The organism is Bradyrhizobium sp. HKCCYLRH2047 (genome assembly GCF_051168175.1).
Lineage (GTDB): Bacteria > Pseudomonadota > Alphaproteobacteria > Rhizobiales > Xanthobacteraceae > Bradyrhizobium.
On the sequence record NZ_JBNPUM010000009.1, the window covers coordinates 243,169 to 262,398 of the forward strand.

At 65.9% G+C, this 19,230-nt stretch carries 17 protein-coding genes; 6 read left to right on the forward strand and 11 right to left on the reverse strand.

Going from position 1 to position 19,230, the window contains the following annotated elements:
- Window positions 1–8 precede the first annotated feature (8 nt).
- A complete protein-coding gene (locus ACQR1D_RS22510; RefSeq protein WP_315804691.1) occupies window positions 9–815 on the reverse strand; it encodes a tetratricopeptide repeat protein in 807 nt (268 codons plus the stop codon).
- A gap of 193 nt (window positions 816–1,008) precedes the next feature.
- On the opposite strand from ACQR1D_RS22510, the gene ACQR1D_RS22515 reads away from it, so the two are divergent.
- Together ACQR1D_RS22515 and ACQR1D_RS22520 are read left to right on the forward strand one after the other, a co-directional pair.
- Window positions 1,009–2,391, forward strand: coding sequence for a leucyl aminopeptidase family protein (locus tag ACQR1D_RS22515; RefSeq protein ID WP_434873373.1), 1,383 nt, complete (start codon window positions 1,009–1,011; stop codon window positions 2,389–2,391).
- Entirely contained in the window at window positions 2,384–3,223 is an 840-nt protein-coding gene (locus tag ACQR1D_RS22520; protein WP_316216458.1) for an NlpC/P60 family protein, read from the forward strand. The genes ACQR1D_RS22515 and ACQR1D_RS22520 overlap by 8 nt, the downstream gene beginning before the upstream one ends.
- Before the next feature lie 909 nt (window positions 3,224–4,132).
- Here ACQR1D_RS22520 and ACQR1D_RS22525 read toward each other — a convergent pair.
- From ACQR1D_RS22525 to ACQR1D_RS22560, 8 genes are all read right to left on the reverse strand, one after another.
- Window positions 4,133–4,669 carry a hypothetical protein gene (locus tag ACQR1D_RS22525; protein ID WP_434838564.1) on the reverse strand — a complete coding sequence of 179 codons (537 nt, stop codon included), beginning with the start codon at window positions 4,667–4,669 and terminating at the stop codon, window positions 4,133–4,135.
- Between the two features lie 2 nt (window positions 4,670–4,671).
- Window positions 4,672–4,974 carry a hypothetical protein gene (locus ACQR1D_RS22530; RefSeq protein WP_316177223.1) on the reverse strand — a complete coding sequence of 101 codons (303 nt, stop codon included), beginning with the start codon at window positions 4,972–4,974 and terminating at the stop codon, window positions 4,672–4,674.
- A 39-nt stretch (window positions 4,975–5,013) separates the two neighbouring features.
- Window positions 5,014–6,651: an ABC transporter ATP-binding protein gene (locus ACQR1D_RS22535; protein WP_434838563.1), complete on the reverse strand. Its 1,638-nt coding sequence runs from the start codon at window positions 6,649–6,651 to the stop codon at window positions 5,014–5,016.
- A gap of 5 nt (window positions 6,652–6,656) precedes the next feature.
- Window positions 6,657–7,835 carry an ABC transporter permease gene (locus tag ACQR1D_RS22540; RefSeq protein WP_315805767.1) on the reverse strand — a complete coding sequence of 393 codons (1,179 nt, stop codon included), beginning with the start codon at window positions 7,833–7,835 and terminating at the stop codon, window positions 6,657–6,659.
- Window positions 7,835–8,947: a microcin C ABC transporter permease YejB gene (locus ACQR1D_RS22545; RefSeq protein WP_315805766.1), complete on the reverse strand. Its 1,113-nt coding sequence runs from the start codon at window positions 8,945–8,947 to the stop codon at window positions 7,835–7,837. Before ACQR1D_RS22545 ends, ACQR1D_RS22540 begins: the two co-directional genes overlap by 1 nt.
- A 3-nt stretch (window positions 8,948–8,950) precedes the next feature.
- Complete coding sequence (locus ACQR1D_RS22550) at window positions 8,951–10,828, reverse strand: extracellular solute-binding protein (protein ID WP_434894072.1); 1,878 nt, start codon at window positions 10,826–10,828, stop codon at window positions 8,951–8,953.
- On the reverse strand, window positions 10,825–12,669 hold the full coding sequence (locus tag ACQR1D_RS22555) for an extracellular solute-binding protein (protein ID WP_316238218.1): 1,845 nt from the start codon (window positions 12,667–12,669) through the stop codon (window positions 10,825–10,827). Before ACQR1D_RS22555 ends, ACQR1D_RS22550 begins: the two co-directional genes overlap by 4 nt.
- 373 nt (window positions 12,670–13,042) lie before the next feature.
- Window positions 13,043–13,591 carry a c-type cytochrome gene (locus ACQR1D_RS22560; protein ID WP_434894071.1) on the reverse strand — a complete coding sequence of 183 codons (549 nt, stop codon included), beginning with the start codon at window positions 13,589–13,591 and terminating at the stop codon, window positions 13,043–13,045.
- A 250-nt stretch (window positions 13,592–13,841) separates the two neighbouring features.
- On the opposite strand from ACQR1D_RS22560, the gene ACQR1D_RS22565 reads away from it, so the two are divergent.
- Window positions 13,842–14,582, forward strand: a complete 741-nt coding sequence (locus tag ACQR1D_RS22565; protein ID WP_315805763.1) for a 3-deoxy-manno-octulosonate cytidylyltransferase — start codon at window positions 13,842–13,844, stop codon at window positions 14,580–14,582.
- 33 nt (window positions 14,583–14,615) lie between these two features.
- The gene (locus tag ACQR1D_RS22570) at window positions 14,616–15,476 is read left to right on the forward strand and encodes a prephenate dehydratase (RefSeq protein WP_315805762.1); all 861 of its coding nucleotides are present in this window, start codon (window positions 14,616–14,618) and stop codon (window positions 15,474–15,476) included.
- A 7-nt stretch (window positions 15,477–15,483) separates the two neighbouring features.
- Here ACQR1D_RS22570 and ACQR1D_RS22575 read toward each other — a convergent pair whose 3' ends face one another.
- Window positions 15,484–16,374 carry a LysR family transcriptional regulator gene (locus ACQR1D_RS22575; protein WP_434894070.1) on the reverse strand — a complete coding sequence of 297 codons (891 nt, stop codon included), beginning with the start codon at window positions 16,372–16,374 and terminating at the stop codon, window positions 15,484–15,486.
- A 103-nt stretch (window positions 16,375–16,477) separates the two neighbouring features.
- Between ACQR1D_RS22575 and ACQR1D_RS22580 the strand changes: the two genes are divergently transcribed.
- Both ACQR1D_RS22580 and ACQR1D_RS22585 read left to right on the forward strand, forming a co-directional pair.
- Window positions 16,478–17,332 carry an SDR family oxidoreductase gene (locus ACQR1D_RS22580; RefSeq protein ID WP_434894069.1) on the forward strand — a complete coding sequence of 285 codons (855 nt, stop codon included), beginning with the start codon at window positions 16,478–16,480 and terminating at the stop codon, window positions 17,330–17,332.
- A 66-nt stretch (window positions 17,333–17,398) separates the two neighbouring features.
- A complete protein-coding gene (locus ACQR1D_RS22585; RefSeq protein WP_315805759.1) occupies window positions 17,399–18,064 on the forward strand; it encodes an NAD(P)-dependent oxidoreductase in 666 nt (221 codons plus the stop codon).
- Window positions 18,065–18,081: 17 nt separating this feature from the next.
- Here ACQR1D_RS22585 and ACQR1D_RS22590 read toward each other — a convergent pair whose 3' ends face one another.
- Window positions 18,082–19,101, reverse strand: a complete 1,020-nt coding sequence (locus ACQR1D_RS22590) for an LLM class flavin-dependent oxidoreductase (RefSeq protein WP_315805758.1) — start codon at window positions 19,099–19,101, stop codon at window positions 18,082–18,084.
- Window positions 19,102–19,230: the final 129 nt, after the last annotated feature.

Consider the following 19,230-nt stretch of genomic DNA (forward strand, 5'->3'; position numbering starts at 1 on the left):
GCACGTCGTCAGTCCGGCGGATTGAGCGCGGCCATCGGCGCCGCGTTGCGCGCCTTGCCCTTGCTTTGGCTCTGCCCCTGGATCATCTGCTTCAGGTAGGCGACGTTGGCGGCGGCCTCGTCCGGCGGCAGATCGGCCCGCGCGATCTGCTCGGCCTCCGCGAAGCGTCCCTGCAGGCCGACGACGAGCGCGAGGTTCTGACGCACCCGTGCGTCCGCCCGCTGCGAGCCGTAGGCCTGGCGCAGCACCTCCTCGGCCTTCGGCAGCTCCCGCGTCAGCATGTAGGACAGGCCGAGATTGGAGAGCACCGAGGGCTCGCCGGGCACGATCTTCAGCGCGCTGTCGTAATAGCGCCGCGCCTCCTCGTGGCGGCCCATCTGGTCCAGCGCGGTGCCCTGCACCGACAGCAGCTTCCAATCGGGATTGTCGGGCGAATGCGCGCGCGACAGCACGTCGAATGCGAGCTTGAAATTGCCGTTGTCGGCCAGCGCTCGGCCATAGGCCGCGAGCACGGTCTTGTTGCCCGCGTTGGCGAGCGTGGCCTGCTCCAGCACCGCAACCGCCTGCTCACGCTGGCCGTTGTTGCGCAGTGCCTGGCCATAGGCGACGGCAATGGCCGCATCCTTGGGATTGGCGCGGTAGCGCTCGCCATAGACCTCGACCGCGCGCTGCGGGGTCGCGGGCGGCGGCTCGGCGCGACTGCCTAGCGAGCCCGTGACGTCGGACATGGTCTGGCAGCCGCCGAGTCCCGCAGCGACGAGCGCGGCGAAGGCGACGGACGCGAGGAGCCGGGGAATGGAAGGCGGTTGACGCATGTCACTTGGACTCGACCGGGCGAATTGAACGCGCCAGCAATAAACTGTTAACGCTAACAGCCGGTTAATGGCGCGATCCCGGCGCAGACGTCACATTTGCGTCGGCTTGCGGGCGAGGCGCCCGGCGCGATTGCGGCGGCCTTCAAACTCTGCGAAGTCTGGCTCAAGCGCGCCAGTTAGGGAACCATTAGGCATGCCGTCGATGTTCGAGACCGCCTCCACAACGTCCGCCATCCCGATCACCTTCGTGACGAAGGCGAGCTGGCCGGGGATCAAGGAGAGCCTGTCGGCTGAAGCGCGCAACTTCGCCGAGGCCAACGTCTACACCGCCAAGCCCGGCAGCTATCTGGCGCTGCCCGGCGCGGACGGGCGCATCGCTCAGGTGCTGTTCGGCATCGAGGACGACGACGCCAAGCACCGTGACCTGTTCCGGCCGGGCGCCCTGCCCGGCCTGCTGCCCGCCGGCACCTACCGCTTCGCCAATGCGCCGCATGATGCACGGCTCGCCGCGCTGGCGTTTGCGCTCGGCAGCTACCGCTTCGGCCGCTACCGCAAGGCCGAGACGCCGGAGGTCCGCCTCGTTCCGCCGGACGGCGTCGACGCCGCCGAGCTGAGCCGCCTGGCCGACGCGGCGACATTGGCGCGCGACCTCGTCAACACGCCGTCGAACGACATGGGACCCGAGGAGCTCGAGGCCGCCGCGAAGCAGGTCGCCGACCGCTTCGGCGCCCGCTTCACCAGCATCGTCGGCGACGATCTGCTGGAGCAGAACCATCCGCTGATCCACGCCGTCGGCCGCGCCTCGACGCGCGCGCCGCGGCTGATCGAGCTGGTTTGGGGCGACGCATCGCATCCCAAGGTCACGCTGGTCGGCAAGGGCGTCTGCTTCGACACCGGCGGACTCGACCTGAAGCCGTCGAGCAGCATGCTGCTGATGAAGAAGGACATGGGCGGCGCCGCCAATGTGCTGGCGCTGGCGCAGATGGTGATGGACGCCGGGCTCAAGCTGCATCTGCGCGTGCTGATTCCGGCGGTCGAGAACGCGGTCGCCGGCAACGCCTTCCGTCCGATGGACGTGTTTCCGTCGCGCAAGGGCATCACGGTCGAGATCGGCAACACCGATGCCGAGGGCCGGCTGGTGCTGGCCGATGCGCTGGCGCTGGCTGACGAAGACAAGCCCGATCTGCTGATCGACATGGGCACGCTGACGGGCGCGGCCCGGGTCGCGCTCGGTCCCGATCTGCCGCCGTTCTACACCCAGGACGAGGCGCTCGCCGCCGATGTCGCGCGCTGCGCTGCCGCCGAGAACGATCCGCTGTGGCGGATGCCGCTGTGGGCGCCGTATGACTCGTGGCTCGACTCCAAGGTCGCGACCATCAACAATGCGCCTTCGGGCGGCTTCGCCGGGTCGATCACCTGCGCGCTGTTCCTGCAACGCTTCGTCGAGCACGCCAGGAGCTGGCTGCATCTCGACATCTTCGCCTGGACGCCGTCGGCCAAGCCCGGCCGCCCCGAGGGCGGCGAGTGCCAGGCCGCGCGCGCGCTCTACAAGCTCTTGAGCGAGCGCTATGGCTGATCCGAGGCTCACGCCGGCACGCGGCGATATCGCGGCCAGGCATCTCCAGGGACAGGTGACGGCTGCGCGCTTCGTCGACGGCGAGACCCTCGTCGTCGTCGATCCGATCGCGCCACTGCGGCTGCAGCCGCATTCCGGCGCCGAGCAGGCGACGCAGGCGCTGAAGGGCGAGCGCGTCACGGTCTACGACCGCAATGGCGAGGGCTGGGCCTGGGGCCAGCTCGAAAGCGACGGCTATGTCGGCTGGCTGCCGGAGGCGGCGCTGGCGGCGCCCAGTGCTGCGCCGACGCACAAGATCAGCGCACTGCGCAGCTTCGCGTTTCCCGGACCGTCGATCAAGCTGCCGCCGCTCGAGACGCTGCTCATGGGAGCGACCATCGCGGTGACGCGTGAGGAAGCGAGCTTCGTCGTCACGCATGAAGGCTGGTTCGTGCCGAAGCAGCACGTCGTGGCGCGCGATCAGCGCGAGCCCGATTACGTCGCCGTTGCCGAGCGCTTCGTCGGCACGCCCTATCTCTGGGGCGGCAAGAGCAGCCTCGGCATCGACTGCTCGGGGCTGGTGCAGGTGTCGCTGAATGCCGCCGGCGTGCCGTGCCCGCGCGACAGCGACATGCAGCTCGCGGCGCTGGGCCGCGTGCTCGACGGCGGCGAGCCGCTTCGCCGCGGCGATCTGATCTTCTGGAAGGGCCATGTTGCGATCGCCCGCGATGCCGATACGATGGTCCATGCCAACGCGTTTCATATGGCGACGGCGATCGAGTCGGTCAGCGCCGCGATTGCACGGATCAAGGCGAGCGGGAGTGACGTACTCGCCATTAAACGGCTCGTTTGAGAAGGCCGAAGCACCACACGTGATGACATCGACACATCAGCTTCAAGGTATGAGTCTTGCTGGGCTGCTCGTGAATGGGCCCTCTCCCCTTGTGGGAGAGGGCATGTAGGACGGAGCTGCAAGCGCGGTCGGGTGAGGGGTCCGTATCTACGAGTGCGATTGCGGAGAGATACCCCTCACCCGACCGAGTACGTAGATCCGCCGAACATGCCCTCTCCCACAAGCGGCGATGGCGCAGTCATGAGCAGCGTGCCGAGAACACCAGTATTGCTGTAATTGCGCGTGCAATGGCGCGTTGCCCGCCGATGCGAGCGTTGCGTCGGATTCACATCTCAAACAGCATGGCGACAAGCGTCAGCACTCTCGCGGCCTCACTGGCCCGAGCTCTGCGACATTCATCCGCCCTCGAAAAATGAGAGGGCGCAGGGAAGGCCGGGTGCCGAGCGCACCCGTGGTTGCGTGCAAGAAAGCACGCGGTAGTCACCACAGGTACGGGCCGAACATCCGGCCTCCCCTGCGCGATGTTTTGCGACTTACTTCGTGCTCTCCCCAGGGACCGGCTTTTTTGCCCCTGTCACAGGCGCGATGCTCTCGCATCATCGCCGGCTTGACGCCAGCATCGGGGCGCCAGGACCACACGACTTCGCCGTCCGCATGATGCCGTTCGTCCGTGCGCCCATGCACACGCAGCATCACCGCGGCCACCGCATCCCGCTCCGACGTCCGTGACGACGCGTACGCCCCTCTCGTGGGCAGGACCGGTGCAGTATGCACGAATTCCGAAAATAAGAAACAGGAATATTTTTCGACGGAGGGCTGGACAGCGCCTCGCAAACACGACCCGTCGGGCAAATCATGCCACACCCCCCGCCCTCAACGAGGGGCGTTCGCGGCCCGGCATCGACGGGATCACGACGTGTTCGTGTCCTGCGCAAATCGCTCGACGAGGTCAGACCAGAACGGAATGTGCTTGATCTGCGCCGGCCAGGGTTTGCTGCCCCAGCTCGTGAACTCCCGCTCGAAATAGTCGTTCAGATTGGCGCCGTAGTAGATTGCGTCGATCCCGTAGATCGAAAACACCGGGTTGCCCGATTCGCGCGGCTGCTCGGGCAGGTAGCGATGAGCAATCAGCGGGATGAGTTTGGGCGCCCGGGAAACGATGTCCCGAAGCTTCTCTTCCCGGGCGCTTGCCGTCGAAGGCAATCTTCCCCATTCCGACCACCACAATTGCCCGGTTTCGACGGCGCGGCGAAGGCTTTCGAACGGCCACTCGAGCGCGCGTCTGATCGCACGATCGTCCGTCCAGTCGTGACCATCCACCGGGCGCCTTCGCCGCAGGAGCGCGATCAGATCGGGAGGAAAGGTCAGCCCGAATCGACGTTGCGTTCTGTCGAGCTCGGATTGCGTATAGCCCTTGGTCCAACGATCCGTGTCCCTGCCGGACATTGTCATCGCTTCCGCTTGTTACGGCTCGATCCGTCTGCATCGGCGACCTGGCTTCGATGGATCATCAAAGCCCTTGCAGCGATCCGATGATCGGCTTCAGGACGCCCCTTGAGTGACATTCTGTCCGTGACGACACGAGCGAGATAGTTCGCGATCGACACGACATCGGCACCGCCTTCAAGCATGTTGAAGACCTCGAGAGCGTAGCGATCATATTCGTCTTCGGCGCCCTCGCAGCCGGAAACGCCGATCGGGTCCCACTCGGATAGCAGAAGAGCTCTTATGAGGTCCAACTTGGACGGCATTGTCTCGCGACTACCCTGCCACTGTCGTTCGCGGTTCCGCTAGCTCGCTGCCGCCCCATTCCCCGCCGTCTCGTTCCTGAACGCCGCCGCGAACAGCGCGCGCGTGTAGTCGGTCTTCGGCGCCTTGAACAGCTCCACCGCCGGTCCCTCCTCCACCACCTTGCCGTGACGCATCACGATGAGGTGGCTGGCGAGCGAGGCGACGACGCGGAGGTCGTGCGAGATGAACATGTAGGTGAGATCGAGCTTGCGCTGCAGGTCGCGCAGCAGCGCGACCATCTGCGACTGGAACAGCATGTCGAGCGCCGAGGTCGGCTCGTCCAGCACGACGAAGCTCGGCTCAAGCACGACGGCGCGCGCCACCGAGATGCGCTGGCGCTGGCCGCCGGAGAACTCGTGCGGATAGCGGAAGCGCGTCTCCGGATCGAGCCCGACATCGGTGAGCGCCTTGACGACCTTCGCCTCGGACTGCTCCTCCGACAGGTCAGGCTGATGCACGCTCAGGCCCTCGGCGATGATGTCGCCGACCGACATGCGCGGACTGAGCGCGCCGAACGGGTCCTGAAAGACGATCTGCATGTCGCGGCGGAACGGGCGCACCTGCTTGAAGGTCAGCCCCTGGATCTCGTTGCCAAGAAACACGATCGGACCGTCGGAGGAGATCAGCCGCAGCAGCGCCAGCCCCAGCGTGGTCTTGCCGGAGCCGGATTCACCGACCACGCCGAGCGTCTCGCCCTTGCGCACGGCGATGCTGACGCCGTCGACCGCCTTGATGTGGCCGACGGTGGAGCGGAACAGGCCGCGCTTGATCGGAAACCAGACCTTGAGGTCTTTCGCCTGCATCACCACGGGCGCATCGGGCCGCGGCGGCGCGGGGTCCGGCTTCGGCTCGGCGGCGAGGAGCGCCCTGGTGTAGGGATGCGACGGCGCGGTGAACACCTGCTCGACCGGACCCTGCTCGACGATCTTGCCACCGTTCATGACGCAGACACGATCGGCGATGCGGCGGACGATGCCGAGGTCATGGGTGATGAACAGCAGGCTCATGCCGAGCCGGGCGCGGATGTCGGCGAGCAGCGCCAGGATCTGCGCCTGCACGGTGACGTCGAGCGCGGTGGTCGGCTCGTCGGCGATCAGCAGATCGGGCTCGTTGGCGAGCGCCATCGCGATCATCACGCGCTGGCGCTGGCCGCCGGAGAGCTGATGCGGATAGCTGCCGAGCCGCGTCTCCGGCTCGGGGATGCCGACTTGCGTCAGCAGCTCGAGCACGCGCGCCCGCGCCGCGCCGTTCGAGATCGGTCGGTGCAGATGCAGAATCTCGCTGATCTGCCGCTCGATCGTGTGCAGCGGATTGAGCGAGGTCATCGGCTCCTGGAAGATGATGGAGATGTCGCTGCCCCGGATGCCGCGCATCTCGCCTTCCGACAGCGGCAGCAGATCGCGGCCCTTGAAGCGGATGCTGCCCGACGGATGCGAGGCGACCGGATAGGGCAGCAGCTTCAGCACCGACAGCGCGCTGACCGACTTGCCCGAGCCAGACTCGCCGACCAGGGCGACGCACTCGCCGCGCTTGATGTCGAACGAGACGTGGTCGACGGCGGTCGACAGGCGGCCCTGCTGGTGGAAGGCCACCGAGAGATCGCTGACCGAAAGCAGCGGCTGGCTGATCGCATCCATGTCGGTCACCTGAACGTCTTGCGCGGATCGAACGCGTCGCGCACGGCCTCGCCGATGAAGATCAAGAGCGACAGCATGATCGCGACCGAGAAGAAGCCGGTGAGACCGAGCCACGGCGCCTGCACGTTGGACTTGGCCTGCGACAGCATCTCGCCCAGCGACGGCGATCCCGGCGGCAGGCCAAAGCCGAGGAAGTCGAGCGCGGTCAGGGTCATCACCGAGCTCGACACGATGAAGGGCAGGAAGGTCATGGTCGCGACCATCGCGTTCGGCAGGAGATGGCGGACCATGATGACGGCGTTGGAGACGCCGAGCGCGCGCGCCGCCTGGATGTACTCGAAATTGCGGCCGCGCAGGAATTCAGCGCGCACCAGGCCGACCAGCGAGACCCAAGAGAACAGCAGCATGATCCCGAGCAGCGTGAAGAAGCCGGGCACCAGCACCGCCGACAGGATCAGGAGCAGATAGAGATAGGGAATCGCGTTCCAGATCTCGATGAAGCGCTGGAACAACAGATCGACCCAGCCGCCGAAATAACCCTGCACGCCGCCGGCGGCGATGCCGATGATCGAGGAGAAGAACGTCAGCGACAGGCCGAACAAAACGGAGATGCGGAAGCCGTAGATCAGCCGTGCGACGACGTCGCGGCCCTGGTCGTCGGTGCCGAGCCAGTTGTATTCGAGATCCCGGCAGCTCTTCAGCCCCTTCTTCTCGACCACGGATTTGCACTGTGCCTCCGTCAGCATCCAGGTCGGCGGCGATGGCGCCGGCGTCGGCAGATCGAGATTGTGCGTGGCGTAGGAGTAGCGGACCAGCGGCCAGATCACCGTGCCGCCCTTGTCCGCAATCAGCTTCTGCAGATACGGATCACGATAGTCCGCGGCGGTCTCGAAGTCGCCACCGAATGCCGTTTCCGGATAGGTGACGAACGCCGGGAAGTACAGGTGGCCGTCGAACTTGATCAGGAACGGCCGATCATTGGCGATCAGCTCGGCGAACAGCGACACCACGAACAGGAACAGGAAGATCCACAGCGACCAGTAGCCGCGGCGGTTGGCCTTGAAGTTCTGCCAGCGGCGCTGATTGAGCGGCGACGGCCGGAAGCGGTGCCGCGTCGGCGGCACGGCCTCGCCGAGCGGGGCCTGCGCCTTGGTCTCGACCGGAGGGGTGGCTGTGATCGTCATCAGACCTCCCGCGCCTCGAAGTCGATCCGCGGATCGATCCACATGTAGGTCAGATCCGAGATCAGGTTGATCGCGAGGCCGAGCAGCGAAAAGATGAAGAGATTGCCGAACACAACGGGATAATCACGATTGAGAATGCTCTCGAACGAGAGCAGGCCGAGCCCATCCAGCGAGAAGATGGTCTCGATCAGCAGCGAGCCGGAGAAGAAGGCGTTGATGAAGGTGCCTGGAAAGCCGGCGATCACGATCAGCATGGCGTTGCGGAACACGTGGCCGTACAGAACCTGGTTCTCGCTGCAGCCCTTGGCGCGCGCGGTCATGACATATTGCTTGCGGATCTCGTCGAGGAACGAGTTCTTGGTCAGCAGCGTCATGGTCGCGAAGGCGCCGAGCGCCATCGATACCAGCGGCAAAGTGAGATGCCAGAAATAGTCGATGATCTTCCAGTACCACGGGAAGTCCGACCAGCCATCCGACGTCAGCCCGCGCAGCGGGAAGATGTTGAGAAACGAGCCACCAGCGAACAGGATGATGAGCAGGATCGCGAACAGGAAGCCCGGAATGGCGTAGCCGATGATGATCACGGCCGAGGTCCAGACGTCGAAGCGCGAGCCGTCCTGCACCGCCTTGCGGATCCCCAGCGGGATCGAGATCAGGTAGGTCAGCAGGGTCATCCAGATGCCGAGCGACATCGACACCGGCAGCTTCTCCTTGATGAGCTGCAGCACGCTCGTGTCGCGGAAATAGCTCTTGCCGAAATCGAAGCGCGCGAAATTCCACACCATCAGCGCGAACCGCTCCGGCGCCGGCTTGTCGAAGCCGAACTGCTTTTCGAGCTGCTTGATGAAGGCGGGATCGAGCCCCTGCGCACCGCGATATTTCGAGTTCAGCTCGCCGCCGGATCCCACCTGTCCCGGCGGCCGCGCGCCGAAATCCGAACCACTGCCGCCCGAGATGCGCGAGGTGCCGCCGGTGTCGGCGCCGGTCAGTTGCGCGATGACGCGCTCGACCGGGCCGCCCGGCGCGAACTGCACCACGACGAAGGAGATGAAGAGGATCCCGAGCAGGGTCGGGAGCATCAGCAGGATGCGACGGGCGATATAGGCGGCCATGAACTACTTCGCCTGCTCCAGCTTTGCGGCTTTGGCGGCATCGTACCACCAGATGTCGGGGGCGCCGACGCCCGAGGCGTATTTCGGCGGCTTCGGCGGGTGGCTGAACTGATCCCAATAGGCGATCGGGTGGGTCTGGCGATACCATTGCGGTATCCAGTAGTGGCCGGCGCGGAACACGCGATCAAGCGCCCGGCAGGCCAAGGTCAGCTCGAAGCGGGTCTCCGCCGAAATCGCCTTGTTGACCAGCGCGTCGATCGCGGGATTGCTGATGCCGCCGAGATTGTAGGAGCCCTTGGTCTTGGCCGCGTCCGAGGTGAAATACGGCCGCAGGCTGTCGCCGGGGGTCGGCGACATCGACAACCGCTGCACCGTGATGTCGAAATCGAAATCCTCGACGCGGGCGCGATACTGCACAGCGTCGACGATGCGCAGATCGGCGTCGATGCCGAGCGTCTGCAGGTTCTTGATCAGGGTGCCGTGATGCGGCTTGAACGAGACCTCGTCGATCAGGAACTCGATCGCGAACACCTCGCCATTCGGTAGCAGCCGCTTGCCGTCCTTCACCGGCAGGCCGGCCTGCTGCAGCAGTTGCGTGGCCTTGCGCAGCAGCGTGCGATCCTGCCCCGAGCCATCGGAGACGGGAGGGACAAAGGGCTCGCCAAACACATCGTCGGGCACCTGGCCGCGGAACGGCTCGAGGAGCTTCAGCTCCTCCGGCGACGGCGGCCCGACCGCGACCATGTCGGAGTTCTGGAACGGCGACACGGTGCGCGCATAGGCGCCGTACATGATGGTCTTGTTGGTCCATTCGAAGTCGAACGCGTAGGTCAGCGCCTGGCGGACGCGCGGGTCCTTGAACTTGTCGCGGCGGGTGTTGATGAACCAGCCCTGTCCGCCGGACGGCGTCTCGTCCGGCAGCAGCTCGCGCTTGACGCGGCCGTCCTTGATCGCCGGGAAATCGTAGCGCGTCGCCCAGATGCGCGAGGTGAACTCCTCGCGGAACAGATAGCTCTTGGCGGTGAAGCCCTCGAAGGCGACGTCGCGGTCGCGATAGAACTCGTAGCGGACGATGTCGAAATTATACATGCCGCGGCTGACCGGCAGATCGGCGGCCCACCAGTCCTTGACGCGCTCGAATTCGACGTAGCGGTTGATCTCGTATTTGCCGACCTTGTAGGGGCCGGAGCCGAGCGGCACGTCGAGCGGGCCCTCGTCGAAGGCACGGTTGGCGTAATAAGCCTTGGAGAAGATCGGCAGGGTCACGACGTAGAGCGGCACGTCGCGGGCGCGCTTCTCGACGAAGCTCACCACGACGGTCGCATCGTCGAGCGCCTCGGCCTTGATGAAGTCGCGCAGCTGCACGACGATCAGCGGGTGGCCCTTTTCCTTCAAGGTGTTCAGCGAGAAGGCGACGTCATGTGCCGTGATCTTCGTGCCGTCGTGGAAGCACGCCTCGGGACGGAGCGTGAAACGATAGCTCAGCTTGTCCGCTGATATCGCGAGGGACTTCGCGACCAGCCCATACACCGCGTCCGGCTCGTCGCTCGCGCGCACCATCAAGGTCGCGAACGTCATATCCATGCCCTGGGCGCCCTCGCCCTTGAGGACATAGGCATTGAACGAGTTGAACGTCTGGTAGGACTGGTTGTAGGCGCGCACCGAGGGGATCAGCGAGAACAGCCCGCCCTTCGGCGCGTCGGGATTGACGTAGTCGAACTGCCGGAAGTCGGCGGGATATTTCAAATCGCCGAACGCCGACATGCCGTGGGCCTCGGCGCCGAACTCCGCGGCCTTGGCCGGCGTGAGCAACGGCGCCGTGAGCGCGCCGAGCCCAAGCCCGAGCACGCCGCGCCGCGACAAATGAGAAAGCCGGCTCAAGAGCGCTTCACCTTGGCGGCCTTGTCGGCATCGTACCACCACAGATTCGGCCAGCCGGACCGCGCATATTTCGGGAATGGCGTGAAATGGCTGAAGCGGTCCCAGCGCGCGCTGCGCGAAAACGGATAGGTGAACTGCGGGACGACGTAGAAATTCCACAGCAGCACCCGATCCAGCGCGTGCGTCGCGGCTTCGAGCGAGGCGCGATCCTTGGCGTAGATGATCTTCTCGATCAGCGCGTCGACGGCGGGATTCTTGATGCCAATCGTGTTCTTCGAGCCGGGCTCGTCGGCGGCCTTGGAGCCCCAGAAATCGCGCTGCTCGTTGCCGGGCGACAGCGACTGCCCCCAGACGTCGATGATCATGTCGTAGTCGAAGGTGCGCACCCGGTTCTCATACTGGACGTTATCGACCTGGCGGACCGTCACCGCGACGCCGAGGCGCTCCAACGACGGCTTGTAGAACAGCACGATGCGCTCGGACGACGGGTCCTGGACCAGGAGTTCGACCGTGACCGGCTTGCCGGCGGGATCGACGAGCTTGCGGTCCTTGATCTCGAAGCCTGCGTCCTTCAGCAGCCTGGTGGCCTCTCGCAGATTGGCGCGAACGTTCTCGGGATTGCCGCCCACCGGGGCCTGGTAGACCGTAGTGAACACGTCCGGCGGCACCTTGTCGCGCAGCTCCTCGAGGATCTGCAGCTCCTGGCCCTGCGGCAGCCCGGAACAGGCCAGATCGGTGCCTTCGAAGTAGCTGTTGATCCGCTTGTACTGGCCGTAGAACAGCTGCTTGTTCATCTCCTCGAAATCGAAGGCGTAGTTGAAGGCGCGCCGCAGCCGCGCGTCCTGGAATTGCGGACGCCGCAGGTTGAAGGCGAAGCCCTGCATGCGGCCGGAATCGCTGATCGGGAATTCGTCCTTGACCACGCGCTTGTCGTTGATGGCCGGGAAGTCGTAGGCCGTCGCCCATTGCTTGGCGGAGTTCTCGTTGATCCAGTCGGCCTGGTCGGCCTTGAAGGCCTCGAGGGCGACGATGTTGTCGCGGAAATATTCGAACTGCAGCTCGTCGAAATTGTTCTGGCCGATCTGGACCGGCAGGCTGGCGCCCCAGTAGTCCTTGACGCGCTCCATCTTGATCGAGCGGCCGGGCACGAATTCCTTGATGCGATACGGGCTCGACCCGAGCGGCGGCTCCAGCGTCGTCGCGGTGACGTCGCGCTTGCGCCCTTGCGCGTCGGTGCCTTCCCACCAATGCTTCGGCAGCACCAGCAGCTCGCCGACGATGTGCGGCAGCTCGCGATTGCCCGGACCGTCGAAGGTGAACTTGACCTCGAGATCGCCGGTCTTCTCGGCCTTCACGACGTGGCGGTAGTAGGACGAATAGTGCGGGCTGTTCTTCTTCAGGACGTCGAGCGAGAAGATGACGTCCCCGGGCGTCACCGGCTTGCCGTCGTTCCAGCGGGCTTCCTTGCGCAGGCGGTAGATGACCCAGGAGTAGTCGTCCGGATAGGCCGCCGACTCGGCGAGCAGGCCGTATTCGGTCGACACCTCGTCCTGCGACCGCGTCATCAGGGTCTCGTAGACCAGCCCCGCCGCGGACGCGATGTTGCCCTTCACATACATCACGACGATGTTGAAATTGTCGAAGGTGCCGAGCGAGATCATCCGGGCTGTGCCGCCCTTGGGCGCGTCGGGATTGACGTAGTCGAAGCGCTTGAAGTCGGCCGGGTACTTGATCTCGCCGAACAGCGACAGGCCGTGGCGCCAGACCAGTTGCTCGCCGGCCTGCGCCTGCGCGGCGTCGAGCGGGACGAGGCTGGCGGCGGTGCCGAGCGCCGGGGTCATCGCAGCGAAGACGCTGCTCTGCAGGAGCTGTCGTCGGGTAATCGTCAAATGAGACTTCCTCTGAATAAGACCGCTTGAAGCAGGTGGTCGGCCGTGGCCGCTGCTGCTCAAAGATCCAACGTTCGATCGTAACCCAATTCGCAAGGGCAGGTTTCGCCGGCCTCAGCCAGGGTGCTCCAGCCCGTGAACCCGTTCCATTCAGGGGACCAATATACGGCAAGGTTTCGACCAATAACCTTGCTTTTTCCTCATGATACCGGGTTGTGAACGAGGTGGATGCGACCAAAGGTCCCAAATGCGGCGAAATTCGCCCCGCAAAGCAAAACGGCCGGGCTTGGGGCCCGGCCGTCGGAAATTGGGGATCAGCAGCCGATCACTTGGCTGCGGTCGGCAGCGGCGCCGGATTGTCCGACAGCGAGTTCAGGTAAGCCAGCACGTCGGCGCGCTCCGAGTCCTTCTGGATGCCGGCAAAACCCATCGCGGTGCCCGGGATGTAACCCTTCGGATTGGCGATGAAGTGGTTGAGTTCCTCGATCGTCCAAGTGCCGCCCTTGGCCGCCATCGCTGCCGAGAATTTGAAGCCGCGGCCTTCGCCGACCTTGTCGCCGACGATGCCGTAGAGGTTCGGGCCGACGGCATTCTTGCCGCCCTTGTCGAAGGTGTGGCAGGCCGCGCACTTCTTGGCAGCGGCGGCGCCCTTCTCGACCGAGGAGGTCTGCAGCAGCTTCTCGATCGGCTCGGCCGCGGCTGGCGCAGCGGCTTCCTTGCCTGCGCCCTCGGCCTCCTTCACCGCGATCTCGAAGCCCGGCTTCTCCGGCATTTTCGGCGCGAACAGCGCGCCGGCGGAAAAGCTCGTGACCAGCACGACCAGACAGGCGGCCAGGACGGCGCCGAGGATTTTGTTCAGTTCGAAGGAGTCCATTTTGGAATCAGGCTCCGAGGGCGGATTTCATTGCTTGGGGGCCGCGGGGCCGCGACCGTGAGTCGCCCCAGGATTCGAGAAAGGACTCGTGAAGGCATCGAGCGGAATCGAGCCGTCGCGCCTCCCCCTGCGGCAGAAGTGAGATATCGGTTTGCCCGTGCTCTGGCAACCCGTATAAGCGGGCCGCTTTCGCTGTCCCCATCAAGCCCGGCCGCGCTGTTGCGACCGGCTCCGACCTGCCGTTTCCCGGATGACCAAGTCCAAAATCCTCGTGCTGATCCCGGCCCGCATGGCCTCGACCCGCCTGCCCGGCAAGCCGCTGCTCGACATCGCCGGCCAGCCGATGATCGTGCAGGTGCTCCGGCGCGCGCAGGAGGCGGGAATCGGCCGGGTGGCCGTGGCAACGGACACGCCGGAGATTGCTGCGGCTGTCGCTGCCGCGGGTGGCGAGGTGGTCATGACCAGGCCGGATCATCCCTCGGGGTCAGACCGCATCTACGAGGCCATGTGCAAGCTCGACCCTGCCCGCGAGGCCGAGATCGTGGTCAACCTGCAGGGCGATTTCCCGACCATCGACCCGCAGAACATCAGCGACGTGCTGCCGCCGCTGGAGGATCCCGCGGTCGACATCGCGACCCTTGCCGCGCAGATCCATACCGAGGAGGAGAGCCTCAACCCGAACGTCGTCAAGGCGGTCGGCTCGCCTGTCGGTGGACGGCGCCTGCGCGCGCTGTATTTCACCCGGGCCACGGCGCCGCATGGCGACGGACCGAGGTACCATCACATCGGCCTCTACGCCTACCGCAGGGCGGCGCTGGAGCGCTTCGTCAGCCTGCCGCCATCGCCGCTGGAGCAGCAGGAGAAGCTGGAACAGCTGCGGGCGCTGGAGGACGGCATGCGCATCGACGTGATGGTAGTCGACGCCGTGCCGCGCGGCGTCGACACCGCGGCCGACCTCGAAACCGCACGCCGGCTGCTGTCCAAGGCTTAATTGACAAAGGCTTGAGCTGCTAGAAGGCCCACCATGAGCAAGATCTTGAAAATCGCATTCCAGGGCGAGCCGGGAGCCAATTCCCACATCGCCATCTCCGAGGCCTATCCGACCGCCGAGGCCATGCCCTGCGCGACCTTCGAGGACGCGCTGAGCGCGATCTCCTCCGGCGAGGCCGATCTCGGCATGATCCCGATCGAGAATTCGGTCGCCGGCCGCGTCGCCGACATCCACCATCTGCTGCCAGCCTCGGGCCTCTACATCATCGGCGAATGGTTCCTGCCGGTGCGCCACCAGCTGATGGCGCTGAAGGGCACCAAGCTCGCCGACATCAAGACGGTCGAGAGCCATGTCCACGCGCTCGGCCAGTGCCGCCGCATCATCCGCCAGCTCGGCGTCCGGCCGATCGTCGCCGGCGACACCGCGGGCAGCGCGCGGGACGTCTCGCAGCGCGGCGACAAGAGCGTGGCGGCGATCGCCTCGCGGCTGGCCGCCGAGATCTACGGCCTCGACATCCTCGCCGAGGACATCGAGGACGAGGCCCACAACACCACCCGCTTCGTCGTGCTGGCGCGCCAGGAGCAGTGGGCCGAGCAGAATTCCGGGCCGCTGGTGACGAGCTTCGTGTTCCGCGTCCGCAACCTGCCGGCCGCGCTGTACAAGGCGCTCGGCGGCTTCGCCACCAACGGCGTCAACATGACCAAGCTCGAGAGCTACATGGTCGACGGCAACTTCTTCGCGACGCAGTTCTACGCCGACGTCGACGGCCATCCCAACGACAAGGGGCTGGCCTTCGCGCTGGAGGAGCTGAAGTTCTTCTCGCGCGAGCTGCGCATCGTCGGCGTCTATCCGGCGCATCCGTTCCGCGCGACGTTCAGCGAGCGGATGGAGTGATCGGGGCTCACGCTTCGATATAGGCCGCCAGCTCAGCGGGCGTTCCCGTCGGGAACGCCTCCTTCAGGAAGTCGAGGAAGGCGGAGACGCGCGCGCTCAGCAGCCGGCGTGACGGATAGAGCGTCCATAGCGCAATCGCGGGCGCGTCCAGATCGCCCCAATGCGCCAGCCGGCCGGCCGCCAGATCGTGGCTGACGAGCGACAGCGGCAGGCACGCGGCGCCGACGCCCGCGCGGACCGCATCGCGAACCATGATCAGCGACGACAGGCGAAGGATGGGGGCGAACGCGATGCGCGATCGTGCCGCCGGCGCTTTCACCTCCCAGACTGCGTTCTGATCGCTGCCGCGCACGACCGCTGGAATGACGGCGTGATCCGCCGGCCGCGTCAGGCCCGGGCTCGCCACGACCACCAGTCGGTCGCGCAGGAAGATGCGTCCAACCAGGCTTTCATCGGGATCGGGATTGACCCGGATCACCAGGTCATAGCCTTCCTCGACCATGTCGACGGTGCGGTCGTCGGTGGTCACGTCCAGCCGGACCTCGGGATATCGGAGCGCGAACGCGGCGGCGAGCTTGCCCATCGCGGTCTGCGAGAACAGCAGCGGCGCACTGATCCGCAACCGGCCGCGCGGCTTGTCGCCGCCGGAGGAAATGGCGGCGACCGTCTCGTCGAGCTCGGTCAGCAGCGCCCCCGCGCGCTCGAACAGCGCCCGCCCCTCCTCGGTCAGCTTCAGCGCGCGTCCGCCGCGCTCGATGAGCCTGAGATCCAGGCTCGCTTCCAGCTCGCCGACCCGGCGGGACAGCGTCGCCTTGGGACGACCGCTGGCGCGGGCGGCACGGCCGAAGCCGCCGTGGCGGGCGACGAGGTTGAAATCGGCGAGCGCAAGCAGATCCATCCGTTCCACCAGTGAGACGACCTGTCCAGATATAGCGTCTATTGGCTCGCGTGTGGATCAATATCTTCCGGGTGTCCCAACAAGCCAACCCGGAGTGATCCCCATGACCATCCTCGTGACCGGCGCCACTGGAAATGTCGGCCGCCGCGTCGTCGAACAGCTCGTCAAGCGCGGCGCCGATGTCCGCGCCCTCGTCCGCGATCCCGCCAAGGCCAACTTTCCAGCGGGCGTTCAGATCGCCCAAGGCGACCTGCTCGACATCGATTCGCTCCGCGGCGCGTTCTCTGGCGTCTCGACGCTGTTTCTGCTCAACGCCGTCACATCAGACGAATTCACCCAGGCGCTGGTCGCGCTCAACATCGCTCGCGAGGCCGGCATCGAGCGGATCGTCTATCTCTCGGTGATCCACAACGTGCCGCACTTCGCCGGCAAATTCGCCGTCGAGCGGATGATCGAGCGGATGGGCCTCAACGCCACCATCCTGCGGCCGGCCTACTTCATGAACAACGATCTCACGATCAGGGACGTCGTGCGCGGCTACGGCGTGTACCCGATGCCGATCGGCAGCAAAGGCCTCGCCATGATCGATGCCCGTGACATCGGCGAGATCGCGGCCATCGATCTGATCCGCCGCGAGCAGTCCTCGACGCCGCTGCCGCTGACGCGGATCAACCTTGTCGGCCCCGACACGCTGAACGGCGCCGATGCCGCCGCTGTCTGGTCCGAGGTGCTGGGGCATCCGATCGGCTATGGCGGCGACAACACCGCGGGCTTCGAGACCAACCTGCGGCAGCTCATGCCGAGCTGGATGGCGTTCGACATGCGGCTGATGAGCGAGCGCTTTCAGACCGACGGCATGGTGCCGGACGATGGCGACGTCGCCCGCCTGACCGCGCTGCTCGGCCGCCCCTTGCGCTCCTATCGCGACTTCGTCGCCGAGATCGCGACCGTCGCCTGACGGCACACCCCATGCGTCTGCGGGACGTCTCCATGAGAGCGTCCCGCGCAATCCAAGGAGGTCATCATGACCAATCAAACGAACGATGGCGTCACCATGAAGCCCAACATCCTCGTGCTCGGCGCGACCGGCGGCACCGGACGGCTGATCGTGCGCGACGCGCTGGCGCGCGGCCATCACGTCACCGCGCTGGTGCGCTCGCCGGAGAGGGCCGGGGATCTGCAAGGCGCGCAATTGATCGTCGGCGATGCCCGCGACGAAGCTACGCTGCGCAAGGCGCTCAAGGGACAGAACGCCGTGATCAGCTCACTGGGCACACCGCTCAGTCCATTCCGCGAGGTCACGACGCTCTCGACCTCGACGCGCGCGCTCGTCAACGCGATGAAGGCCGAGCATGTCGCGCGTCTGGTCGCCATCACCGGCATCGGCGCCGGCGACAGCCGCGGCCATGGCGGCTTCGTCTACGACCGGCTGATCCTGCCGCTGCTGCTGCGCAACGTCTACGCGGACAAGAACCGGCAGGAGGCCGTCATTCGCGACAGCGGGCTCGATTGGCTCATCGTTCGCCCCGCCATGCTGAACGACAAGCCTGGCGGGCAGAAGCTGCGTGCACTGACGGATCTCGCCGGCTTTCACGGCGGCACGATCGCGCGGGCCGACGTCGCGCGCTTCGTGGTGGATCAGGTGAGCGACGACAGCTTCCTGCATCGCGCGCCGCTGATCACATGGTGAGACCAGCGCCGTCCTGCTTACGCCGCCGCCTTCCGCTCCAGGCCGAAGGCGTCGGCGAGCAGGCTGTAGGAGCGCTTGCGGGCGTCGTGATCGTAGATCGCGGTGATCACCATCAGCTCGTCGGCCTGGCTCGCTGCGATCATCGGATCGAGCTTGGCCCGCACCGTCGCCGGCGCGCCCACGAACAGCCGCGAGCGGTTGCGCGCGATCGAGGCCCGGTCCGCGTCTGTATACATGTACGCCGCCGCTTCCTCCGGGCTCGGCAGCGGCAGGAACTGGCCGCGGTCGCGCCGCAAGCGGTTGAGGTCCATCGACGACGCCAGCCGCTCGGCCTCGGCGTCGGTCTCGGCCGTCACCACTGCGACTGCCAGGATCGCATGCGGCTGCGAACGCCAGCGCGACGGTGTGAAATGCGCGCGGTAGGTCCGCATCGCATCCACGGCATCGTGGCTCGCGAAATGATGCGCGAAGCCGAACCCCATGCCGAGCTGCGCCGCCAGCTCGCTGGAATAGTCGCTGGAGCCGAGCAGCCAGATCGGCGGCAGCGGCGCATCATCGGGCATGGCGATCACGTTGTTGTAGGGATGGCCGGCGGGGAACTCGCGGGTCTCCCACAGCATCAGCTCATGCAGCCGCTCCAGGAAGTCATCGCCCTCACGACGGTCGAGCCGGCTGCGCAGCGCATAGGCCGTGGTGCCGTCGGTGCCGGGCGCGCGGCCCAGGCCGAGATCGATCCGGCCGGGAAACAGTGCCTCCAGCATCTTGAAGCGCTCCGCGACCACCAGCGGCGCATGGTTGGGCAGCATCACGCCGCCGGAGCCGACGCGGATGTGCTGCGTCGCTGCCGCGATCTGCCCAATCATGATGTCGGGCGACGGGCTCGCCACCGACGGCAGGCTGTGGTGCTCGGCCAGCCAGTAGCGGACGTAGCCGAGCTGATCGACGTGACGGGCCAGGTCGATGCTGTTACGCAGCGCCACTGACGCCGGCGTGGCGGTGGTGGTGACGGAGAGGTCGAGGACTGAAATCGGGATCATGGCTTCAACCTAATGACTGCGAGGCGCGCCACAATGGGCTGGAAGCGATGGTGACCTGCCGGAAATGCAGTGGATGGCTGGACCTAATGTTGGGACAATACGATTGTATACATCAACGAAACCAAACTA

Excerpts from the sequence above, each read along its gene's own strand:
- ACQR1D_RS22525 (WP_434838564.1), bottom strand. The coding sequence starts at position 4,669 with ATGTCCGGCAGGGACACGGATCGTTGGACCAAGGGCTATACGCAATCC.
- ACQR1D_RS22520 (WP_316216458.1), top strand. The coding sequence starts at position 2,384 with ATGGCTGATCCGAGGCTCACGCCGGCACGCGGCGATATCGCGGCCAGG.
- ACQR1D_RS22535 (WP_434838563.1), bottom strand. The coding sequence starts at position 6,651 with ATGGATGCGATCAGCCAGCCGCTGCTTTCGGTCAGCGATCTCTCGGTG.
- ACQR1D_RS22530 (WP_316177223.1), bottom strand. The coding sequence starts at position 4,974 with ATGCCGTCCAAGTTGGACCTCATAAGAGCTCTTCTGCTATCCGAGTGG.
- ACQR1D_RS22540 (WP_315805767.1), bottom strand. The coding sequence starts at position 7,835 with ATGACGATCACAGCCACCCCTCCGGTCGAGACCAAGGCGCAGGCCCCG.
- ACQR1D_RS22510 (WP_315804691.1), bottom strand. The coding sequence starts at position 815 with ATGCGTCAACCGCCTTCCATTCCCCGGCTCCTCGCGTCCGTCGCCTTC.
- ACQR1D_RS22515 (WP_434873373.1), top strand. The coding sequence starts at position 1,009 with ATGCCGTCGATGTTCGAGACCGCCTCCACAACGTCCGCCATCCCGATC.
- ACQR1D_RS22570 (WP_315805762.1), top strand. The coding sequence starts at position 14,616 with ATGAGCAAGATCTTGAAAATCGCATTCCAGGGCGAGCCGGGAGCCAAT.
- ACQR1D_RS22565 (WP_315805763.1), top strand. The coding sequence starts at position 13,842 with ATGACCAAGTCCAAAATCCTCGTGCTGATCCCGGCCCGCATGGCCTCG.
- ACQR1D_RS22585 (WP_315805759.1), top strand. The coding sequence starts at position 17,399 with ATGACCAATCAAACGAACGATGGCGTCACCATGAAGCCCAACATCCTC.
- ACQR1D_RS22555 (WP_316238218.1), bottom strand. The coding sequence starts at position 12,669 with ATGACCCCGGCGCTCGGCACCGCCGCCAGCCTCGTCCCGCTCGACGCC.
- ACQR1D_RS22580 (WP_434894069.1), top strand. The coding sequence starts at position 16,478 with ATGACCATCCTCGTGACCGGCGCCACTGGAAATGTCGGCCGCCGCGTC.
- ACQR1D_RS22590 (WP_315805758.1), bottom strand. The coding sequence starts at position 19,101 with ATGATCCCGATTTCAGTCCTCGACCTCTCCGTCACCACCACCGCCACG.
- ACQR1D_RS22560 (WP_434894071.1), bottom strand. The coding sequence starts at position 13,591 with ATGGACTCCTTCGAACTGAACAAAATCCTCGGCGCCGTCCTGGCCGCC.
- ACQR1D_RS22575 (WP_434894070.1), bottom strand. The coding sequence starts at position 16,374 with ATGGATCTGCTTGCGCTCGCCGATTTCAACCTCGTCGCCCGCCACGGC.
- ACQR1D_RS22545 (WP_315805766.1), bottom strand. The coding sequence starts at position 8,947 with ATGGCCGCCTATATCGCCCGTCGCATCCTGCTGATGCTCCCGACCCTG.